This window comes from Streptococcus porcorum, assembly GCF_053203725.1.
On sequence record NZ_JBRUDG010000048.1, the window covers coordinates 1 to 8903 of the forward strand.

Below are 8903 nucleotides of genomic sequence, written 5' to 3' on the forward strand. Positions count from 1 at the left end.
AACTTTAGGATGGAAATCTCCTATCGATATCAGAAAAGCTTTACTAGGAGCTAGCTCCTAGTAAAGCTTAACAAATGGATAGCTTCAAAATAACATTTTAGGTCTCACATCATTGACAAAGGTACAAGTTTGCAATACTTTTTGATGGTAAAAAAGGTCATTATGTTATACTTACACTTAATATCCAAACCCTGTATCATATTATAGAGGTCAAGATATGAACAAGGATTTACAAACTTATATCGCAAAAAGAATACGACTCAATCGTAAACGTCAAGGAATCAGCCAAGAAGCCTTATCCGAAAGTGCTGGTTTAGGGACAAAAGCTGTGCAACATATTGAAGGACAAAAATATGACTTTAAAATCACAACCCTAGAAAAAGTCATCTTAGCTCTGAATATGACCTACCATGATTTTTTTGATTTCCCCTCAAATGACACCGAAGAAAGCCTCGCAGAACTCATTGACAATATTCGTAGTCTCCCCAAAGAAAAACAAGCCAGTATTATCCAATCGTTTAATGATATTACCAAAAATATGAAGTAGTATAATACAACAAAAATTACAATTATAACCTCTGGTCACCTCCACAATAGTCTCTCTAACTCTAATTCACGTTTTAGGAATTAGAGTTTTTTTGTTGTAAAAGTTGTAAAAATAAAAACTAGAGTAGATTAAACCGCCACTCTAGTCAATATAAAATCTCTCCAAATAGGCTATCCACTCTTTTTGATTTCTTTTATCCTCACTTCTCCAATTCTGTTAAGCTTTCTTGGTAGTCCTCTAAGAGCGCTTTTTCAGTCTCTAGTCCGGACTCTAATTCAGCTAATTTTACCTCTGCCTCATGTAAAGCATCAGATGCCGACGAATCTCTGACATACTCATCAGTTGTGGCTACTGCAGCTGGTGGGGAATAGACCAGTTTTTCTGTTGTTACTTCAGTTTCTGGATAAAAGACAAAACTAGCCATTCCAAGTGGAGTGCCATCATTCCCCCTAAATTGGTAGCCCCCATTCAGCTCTTGAACAAACTTCACAGAAGTTGATAAGCTCCCCAAAGAGAGACGTCCCGAAGCATCTATGGAGATTTCCTTTGTACTCGTCTTCCATAGCCCTGCTACACTTGAAAAATCACCTGATTTCATCGCACTAATATCCATTGTACTTTTTGCTTTCAGAGCTTCAACTTGAGAGACTTGCTCATCTACCTGCGCTTGTAGGTCTTCGACTAAATCTGACTGACTGCTAACACTCGCCCTTGCTTCAAAAATAGAGGAACTCGTATCTTCCAAAGAGGTGGCATTAGAATTAGAAGCTGTTTTTTCTTGACGCATAGAAAAAAATGCAACTACGATGATCACCGTCACGGCTAAAAGCAGAGCTCCTAAAAACATCTTACCGATAGAACGTTTGACTTCTCCTCGTTTGATGGCATCTTTTACTTCATCAGGGCTCAGCGAGCGATGATTGATTTCTTCAAAATACTTTTTCCACTCTTTTTGATTCATGTCCTCTCCTTTATAAAAATCCACCCTCTAGTCATTAGAGTGTGGATTTTTGTGTTATTTTATGAAACGCTACCAAAATCAGAAATCAATAAGGTCCCACCTGAACGTTTCAAAGTGTAATGTCTTGTGCTTGAAAAAGTTGAACTCGTCCCATCGGTATAGTAGGTTCGTGTTTTATAGGCCACATCACAGGTAACGGTATCACCAGATTCTTGAATATTGGTAATGCTATCAGTATAAGAATCATAGCGTGCTACGCCCTCGTTGGCAGAACTATTGATAATCCAGTCACGCACATCAAAATAACTCTGACTACCAGACGTAAAATTAGCAGACACATAGTCCTGTCGAGCTGCTAGCGAACGATTCAGGTCTGAGCGATAGGAGTTGATACGGCTTTCGATCTGACTTCTCAATAAAGCTGTGTCGGTTGTAGAGGAAGGTGCAGGCGTTGGAGCAGCTGAGCTAGCTTGAGGGACCTCAGAACTACTGCTTGAGCTACTACTAGATGAACTGCTTGATGAGCTACTAGTTGACGAAGACGAACTCGTCGATGAGCTTTCTTTTTCACTACTACTCACAACAGTAGTCTGTTGACTGGCTTGATCTGATGATTTTTTATCAAAGTAGAAATACCCCACCACAATAACAGCCAATAAAGCTAAGGCAAGCAAAGGCCAAAACTTACTCGCCCCTTTTTGTGTGTAAGTTGGAAGAGGCTGTGGCGCTACTCCTCCAGTCTGGATGGTTCCGTTTTGCAAAGCTTGTGCCAGTTCGGCTGGTGTCGGTTTTCTACCATTAATTGTCTCAAAGTAGGCTATCCATTCTTCTTTATTCATCATGTTCCCCTAAAACTTATTTTTTTATCATTATCCTTATACTCTAGCAAATATTCTTTTAAATTTCAAGGTCTATTCTTCATAAGAATGTTAATAAATGAATAGTTTATAAAATGCTAGGTATCACCTAGGAATAACCTTACTCGTCAAATGGTAGAACATATCTAAAAGGTGTCTCATTTTCTCCAAGACTTTCAATAGCATCTATTCTCGATAGCCTGTATTCTCCCTTTCCAAAAGGCTCTTTGACAACTATTCCCTTGACTTTAATCGCAAACCATCTGAATCCATCTTCTCGTTCTTGATTAAGAATACCTGAAAATTCTTTTGGAACATCAAAACCTACTGGCGGTAAGGGATTTTCCCCCCTTAAACTGACCACATTCAGCGATTATCCCTTTAAAACTTGCACTCTTTTCCTTATTCAGGAAGATAATTTCCATTCCCTTTCTCCTATAAAAACATTAAGGCTAGTTAGATGAATGTCTTTATACTGTCAACATCCTAGTAAACTTTTACTAGCCATAGCCCAGTATCGTCATCTCTAAGGGCTAAAGCCCAAAGAGATGGCATATCTTTTTCATAAATCTCCTATAGCTCCTCTTAACGAGGGGCTATTTTTGTGACAAGATGAACTTTAAGTTTCACGAAAGGTTGTGTTAAGCCTCGCTTAAGCTGAGCAACTTATACTATAAACATCCTAAAACTTTTCTTTTTCATAAATCTCCTGATCAGGTGGGGCTTTCAGTTCCTGCCTGATCTTTTTTTGCTTACCGCTAAATGGCAAAAAAACTTCCCTCACAAATGTAAGGGAAGTTAGGAGATTTATGAAAAAGAAAAGTTTATTAGGATGACTATAGTATAGCCATAAGAACTTAAAACAAGCTTAAAGAATCTAAAAAAGATTTGCTAGCTTTAATTGAACTGCAAGCGGAAGACTGTGAGAAAATGATAGATTTTCCTCTTGGTCTTCTTGCACTCTTAGTATATTGGTGTAATTGAACTCGCCCTAAAATCCTTGTGAAAATGATGCTCGCTCTTGTGTCATGCGACACGGCGGTCGAGCTCTATTTTCATACGGATTTTTACGGGCTTAGTATCTTGGTTACATCATGCCACCCATCATGTTTGGATCCATAGCTGGAGCTGGTGCGGCTGGCTCTGGTTTGTTGGCAACTACGGCTTCGGTTGTTAAGATAAGGCTAGCAACAGAGGCTGCATTTTGAAGAGCAGAGCGTGTCACTTTGACAGGATCGATAATACCTGCTTCAATCATATTCACCCACTCACCGTCTGCAGCGTTAAAGCCTGTGCCAGCTGGGCTGTTTTTCAACTTATCAATAACAACGGAACCTTCATATCCTGCATTGTAAGCAATTTGACGAACAGGCTCTTCAAGAGCACGTTTAACAATGTTACGACCTGTCGCTTCATCTCCATCTAACTCAAGGCTTGCCACTTTATCAATAACATTGACAAGCGCAGTTCCTCCACCAGCGACAATTCCCTCTTCAACAGCAGCACGAGTAGCGTTTAAAGCATCTTCAATACGGAGTTTCATTTCTTTCAACTCAGTCTCTGTGGCAGCACCAACTTTGATAACAGCTACGCCTCCTGCTAACTTAGCTAAACGTTCTTGCAATTTTTCGCGGTCAAATTCTGATGTTGTCGTCTCAATTTGTGATTTGATGATACCAACACGGTTAGCAATCGCTGTTGCTTCACCTGCTCCTTCAACAATGACTGTTGAGTCCTTATCAACCGTTACACGCGCAGCTTGTCCAAGAACCTGCATGGTCGCATCTTTAAGATCCAGACCCAAATCTTCTGTAATCACTGTCCCGCCTGTTAGGATGGCGATATCCTCAAGCATGGCTTTTCGACGATCACCAAAACCAGGAGCTTTCACTGCCACAACGTTAAACGTACCACGAATTTTGTTTAAAACAAGAGTTGGAAGAGCTTCTCCATCTACATCATCTGCAATAATCAAAAGCGGACGGTTTGTTTTTAGAATTTCTTCTAAAAGAGGAAGAATATCTTGAATATTAGAGATTTTCTTATCTGTCATTAAAATAAATGGATTTTCAAGGTCAGCTACCATTTTTTCGTTGTCTGTCACCATATATTGTGAAAGATAGCCACGATCAAACTGCATGCCTTCTACCACTTCAAGCTCTGTCTCCATACCACGAGACTCTTCGATAGTGATCACACCCTCTTTACCAACACGGTCCATCGCTTCTGATATGTAATCTCCAACCTTTTGACTACGAGAAGAAACTGCTCCAACTTGAGCAATGGCTTCCTTAGTTTCAACTTGTTGTGCTTGCGCTTTTAGCTCATCAACGGCAACGGTAACGGCTGCTTCGATCCCACGGCGGATACCAATTGGATTAGCACCAGCTGTGACGTTTTTCAAACCTTCACGCACAATAGCTTGTGTCAAAATCGTTGCTGTTGTCGTCCCATCTCCTGCGATATCATTGGTTTTTGAAGCTACTTCAGAAACTAATTTAGCTCCCATATTTTCAAAATGATCTTCCAGTTCGATTTCTTTAGCGATGGTCACACCGTCATTTGTGATAAGAGGTGAGCCAAAAGCTTTTTCAAGAACGACATTACGTCCCTTAGGACCTAAGGTTACTTTGACCGTATCTGCTAAAATATCAACTCCACGTACCATACTTTCGCGGGCATCTGCTGAAAATTTAATCTCTTTTGCCATTATATTTCTCTCCTCTTACTCTACAATTGCTAATACATCTGCTTCTCGGATAATGCTTAGTTTTTCACCGTCTTCTTTGACTTCAATACCAGCTAGGCTATCCACTAAAACAGTTTGACCGACAGCAACACTAGGGGCAATCAACTCCCCTGTCAAAGTACGAATCCCTTCACCTACGGCTAGTACTTGAGCTTTTTTAGTCTTTTCTTGACTAGCACCTGCTAGGACAAAGCCACCGACAGTTTCTTCTTTTTCTTCTACAAATTTGACCACTAAACGGTCTCCTAAAGGTTTTAACATCTGTATCCTCCATTCGTTTTAGCACTCATTGATAAAGAGTGCTAATCTTTACCTTTCTTATTGTATCACTTGGTCAAAAATAGTCAAGAAAAAAACATTACAAAAATAGGATAGGAAATTAGCTAAATCTTTAGCCTTTCCTACCCTATCTTTAGTGTAGCTGTTGTCGCTGTTGCTCAAAATCTGCTACCAATTTTTGAAGGTTTAATCTTCCCTTATAGATGCCGTATCCAAAGACTAGCATAGCTAGCCCTGACAGGATTGCCAAAATCCATCCAAAGATTGACAAGATAATATAGTTAGAATGAAAGGAGTATGCAAGGACAATACCTAAACTGGTTAGACTAAAGAGAAGGGTTAACCATCTCCCTAGATTATCTAACATATGTTGTTGGTATTTGATTTCTTGTTCATAACCTTGGATTAATTCTTGTTGACGCATCATTTCACCTTTTCTTAGTAAGACAAACCTGGGTTAAAGAAGCCTGTAATAACCCCAACAAAAGCAATGAGAACTAGAAGCAACATCACTTTAATTGGTGATAGATTTTTCTTAGCCATTAACCACCAGCAAAGGAAGATAAAGAGAGCTGTTAAGAGACCTGGGTAAACCCCATCAAGTTGATCTTGAAGAACAAGGAAAGCTTCTCCTTTAGCGTTTTTCAATTGGAAAGCTGTTTTGACAGGTACCCATGTTGCAGCAACAGCACCAATAACCATACCTCCAACAATAGAAACAGATTTACGGATAGCTTGCCCTTGAGCACCAACAAGAAACTCAACTGCTTTATCTCCTAATTCGTAACCTTTAAAGTAAGCAAACTTCATCCCAAAGTAAGCTAAAAGGTTCCAAACAATAATATAGAAAATCGCACCTACTGGAGAACCACCATTAGATAAACCGAGTGCAATTCCTAAGATAATAGGAATCAAGGTCCCAACGATAAGAGAGTCACCGATACCTGCAACAGGACCCATCAAGCCTGCACGAAGACCATTAATGGTTTCATCATTGACACCATCTGCTCCATTGGCACGCGCTTCTTCAAGACCTGCAGTGATCCCCACGACCAGTGAACCGAGTTGTGGCTCAGTGTTAAAGAAGGCAGTATAGGTTTTAATGGCTTCTGCTTGATCTTCTTTTTTATCATAAAGCTCTTCCACAATTGGAAGCATAGAAGTCAAGTAACCAAAGGTTTGCATATGCTCTTGTGAGAAACAAGTCAGGTGTCCATAATACCAGTGGTGGAATGATTTTGTTAAAGTTTTTTGAGAAATTTTCTTTTGAGCCATCTTAGATATCCTCCTCGTCATCATCTTCAAAATCAACACCTGCTGGCGCAGCTGCTTTCATATTACGCACACTTGCAATTTCATAGAAAATCACTGCAAAAATAAGTGAAATCACCGCACTTGACACCAAGTTGAGGCCAAGGGATGCTGCAAGGGTAAAACCTACAAAAAATGGAATAAAGTCAACTGCTTTTTCAACAATTTGTTTTAATAAAATGGCAATCCCTACACATGGTAATAGTGAACCAACAGTAAAGAGTGTTTTCATTGGGATACCATCCATCGGAAGAGCTTCTTTAAGGAAATTGATTACAATTAAACCGTACTGGGCATAACCTATACTTTTTATGGACATCATTGCCACCCCACTGGATAGTGATCAAGATTAGTCCGTGTCACCAAGCCTACTCCGACTTTGATGTCCTTATCAACTGATTTTCCATTTAAGAGATTATAAGTTGTTGCAATAGCCTTTTCTCCCATCGTCATCGGCGATTGGTAAACACTTGCCTTCACTAAGGATTCTGTTGCTAAAAGTTCCTTGATGTCTGGCGAGCCATCCACGCTATAGATGCCAACATCTGATTTCCCTGATTTTTTAACAGCAGCTAGGGCACCGATAGCACTTCTATCGTTAATAGCCATAATCGTATCAAATATTACTCCTTCTTTCATAACTTTTGAAACCAATGGCATACTCACCTCCGTTTGTCCTAGACCATTTTGCTCTGAAATGATATGATAGCCCTTATCATCTCCTAAGCCATCCTTAAAGCCTCGAAGGCGCTCTTTGGTTGATAAAACATTGGGATGCTCTAAAACCAAAATGTTAGCTGATGATTTTTGACGCTTCAACTCCTGAGATAAAAGAAGCCCTGCTTGGTAATTATCAGACTGAATCGTACTATCTGCCACAGAAGAATCCGACAGTTGATTATCCACAACAATCAGTTTAATTCCTTGTTTTTTAGCACGTTTTAATGTTTTGAGTAGCAAGGCATGGTCACTCTGAACAGGATTTAAAATAATAGCATCCATCTTTTCATCCATAAAATACTCGATTTGCTGAACTTGCTTATCAATATTCAAAGCAGGATCTCTTAAATATAATTTATCTCCTGAAAGAGCCACTGCCTTTTCAATTTCAGAGTTCACCATCTGATAAAACTCATTATTTAAGGTCATATAGGAAACCCCTATTTTTTCTTGAGTCGAATAGGACTCTTGAAAACGATAGGTCAGATAAATCCAGCCAACCACTACTATAGACAATAACAAGCTAAACCCTATCAAAACTTTTTTCACAAGATCCCCTTTCTTTTGATTTACTCATTTTATTATAACACGTTTTTAAGAGGAAAAATCAAAGACAAAAAAGAGGTTTAACACCTCTTTTTGTCTTATCGTTAGTTTTGATTGTCCTAAAAATCTGATGATATTTTTAAAATAGTCGGAATTTACCTTCATTGAGATGACAGATAGTAAAACTCTTCGCCTAGATCCCTCCCTTATGATTAAAAGGGGAGGTCTTCTCCTTCCAAAACAAGATCTGCTAAATCATCTTGTCCTTTATTTTCTCGCATCGCACGCTGTGCTCGACTTTCCAGAAGTTGATAACTTTGACCTAAGACCTCCGTGACATAGTGTGTTGTACCATTTTTGTCATACTTTCTTGTCCTAATCTCACCATCAAGAGAAATTAAGCTTCCTTTACTCGCATAACTAGCTAGGCTTTCTGCGGTTTTCCCCCAGAAGACGGCATTCACAAAGTCCGCCTCTCGCTCACCATTTGCTCCTTTATAACGGCGGTTAACTGCTAGTGTCAAGCGTGTCACACTTTTATCTGTACTCGTTTTTACCATCTCTGGTGTCGCTGTCAAACGACCAATCATAATCACTTTATTATACATTTTTCATCCTCCTACTGATTTATTCGAAAATGAAAAAGAAAAAGGAAAAGATTGTCAAGCCCCAGATAAAATGGACAGTTAAAAAAGTTAGGTCTTTAGAAGGTATGCTTCTCTAAATTCTAAGGGAGTCATACCTTTTAATTTTTCTTGTGGTCTGTGGCAATTATACCAGTCGATGTATTCCCTGATTTGTTGGACGAGGGCTTCCCTATCCTCAGGCGGAAATAGTCTCAAGGATTCACTCTTCAAGTGGGAAAAGAAATTCTCACATGCCGCATTATCATAACAATTTCCCTTGCTAGAATGAGAAATGGTCACACCGTAT

General features: G+C 39.3%; 11 protein-coding genes and 1 pseudogene. 1 reads left to right on the plus strand and 11 read right to left on the minus strand.

Features of this window, described 5'->3' with window-relative positions; all coding sequences use genetic code 11:
* Window positions 1-217: 217 nt before the first annotated feature.
* Complete coding sequence (relB, locus tag ACVRWY_RS09015) at window positions 218-547, plus strand: type II toxin-antitoxin system RelB family anti-toxin (RefSeq protein ID WP_354369853.1); 330 nt, start codon at window positions 218-220, stop codon at window positions 545-547.
* A 199-nt stretch (window positions 548-746) separates the two neighbouring features.
* On the opposite strand, the gene ACVRWY_RS09020 is transcribed toward relB, so the two are convergent.
* The 11 genes and pseudogenes from ACVRWY_RS09020 to ACVRWY_RS09070 all read right to left on the minus strand — a co-directional run.
* Window positions 747-1508 (minus strand): DUF6287 domain-containing protein, encoded by a 762-nt coding sequence (locus ACVRWY_RS09020; RefSeq protein ID WP_354369854.1) that lies wholly within the window; start codon window positions 1506-1508, stop codon window positions 747-749.
* 59 nt (window positions 1509-1567) lie between these two features.
* Window positions 1568-2347, minus strand: a complete 780-nt coding sequence (locus ACVRWY_RS09025) for a TcaA NTF2-like domain-containing protein (RefSeq protein WP_354369855.1) — start codon at window positions 2345-2347, stop codon at window positions 1568-1570.
* Window positions 2348-2486: 139 nt separating this feature from the next.
* On the minus strand, window positions 2487-2729 hold the full coding sequence (locus tag ACVRWY_RS09030; RefSeq protein WP_354369856.1) for a hypothetical protein: 243 nt from the start codon (window positions 2727-2729) through the stop codon (window positions 2487-2489).
* A 723-nt stretch (window positions 2730-3452) separates the two neighbouring features.
* A complete protein-coding gene (groL, locus tag ACVRWY_RS09035; protein ID WP_354369857.1) occupies window positions 3453-5075 on the minus strand; it encodes a chaperonin GroEL in 1623 nt (540 codons plus the stop codon).
* Between the two features lie 15 nt (window positions 5076-5090).
* Window positions 5091-5375, minus strand: a complete 285-nt coding sequence (gene groES / locus ACVRWY_RS09040; protein WP_354369858.1) for a co-chaperone GroES — start codon at window positions 5373-5375, stop codon at window positions 5091-5093.
* 151 nt (window positions 5376-5526) lie between these two features.
* Window positions 5527-5817: a DUF202 domain-containing protein gene (locus ACVRWY_RS09045; RefSeq protein WP_354369859.1), complete on the minus strand. Its 291-nt coding sequence runs from the start codon at window positions 5815-5817 to the stop codon at window positions 5527-5529.
* Between the two features lie 14 nt (window positions 5818-5831).
* Window positions 5832-6668 carry a PTS system mannose/fructose/sorbose family transporter subunit IID gene (locus tag ACVRWY_RS09050; RefSeq protein WP_354369860.1) on the minus strand — a complete coding sequence of 279 codons (837 nt, stop codon included), beginning with the start codon at window positions 6666-6668 and terminating at the stop codon, window positions 5832-5834.
* A 1-nt stretch (window position 6669) separates the two neighbouring features.
* Window positions 6670-6990, minus strand: a pseudogene (locus tag ACVRWY_RS09055) (PTS sugar transporter subunit IIC); the annotation flags it as partial.
* A gap of 32 nt (window positions 6991-7022) precedes the next feature.
* A complete protein-coding gene (locus ACVRWY_RS09060; protein WP_354369861.1) occupies window positions 7023-7973 on the minus strand; it encodes a substrate-binding domain-containing protein in 951 nt (316 codons plus the stop codon).
* A 209-nt stretch (window positions 7974-8182) separates the two neighbouring features.
* Window positions 8183-8578: a single-stranded DNA-binding protein gene (locus ACVRWY_RS09065; RefSeq protein ID WP_354369862.1), complete on the minus strand. Its 396-nt coding sequence runs from the start codon at window positions 8576-8578 to the stop codon at window positions 8183-8185.
* 87 nt (window positions 8579-8665) lie between these two features.
* Window positions 8666-8903 (minus strand): IS3 family transposase (locus tag ACVRWY_RS09070; protein WP_447455797.1); only part of this gene is annotated, 238 nt, incomplete at its 5' end.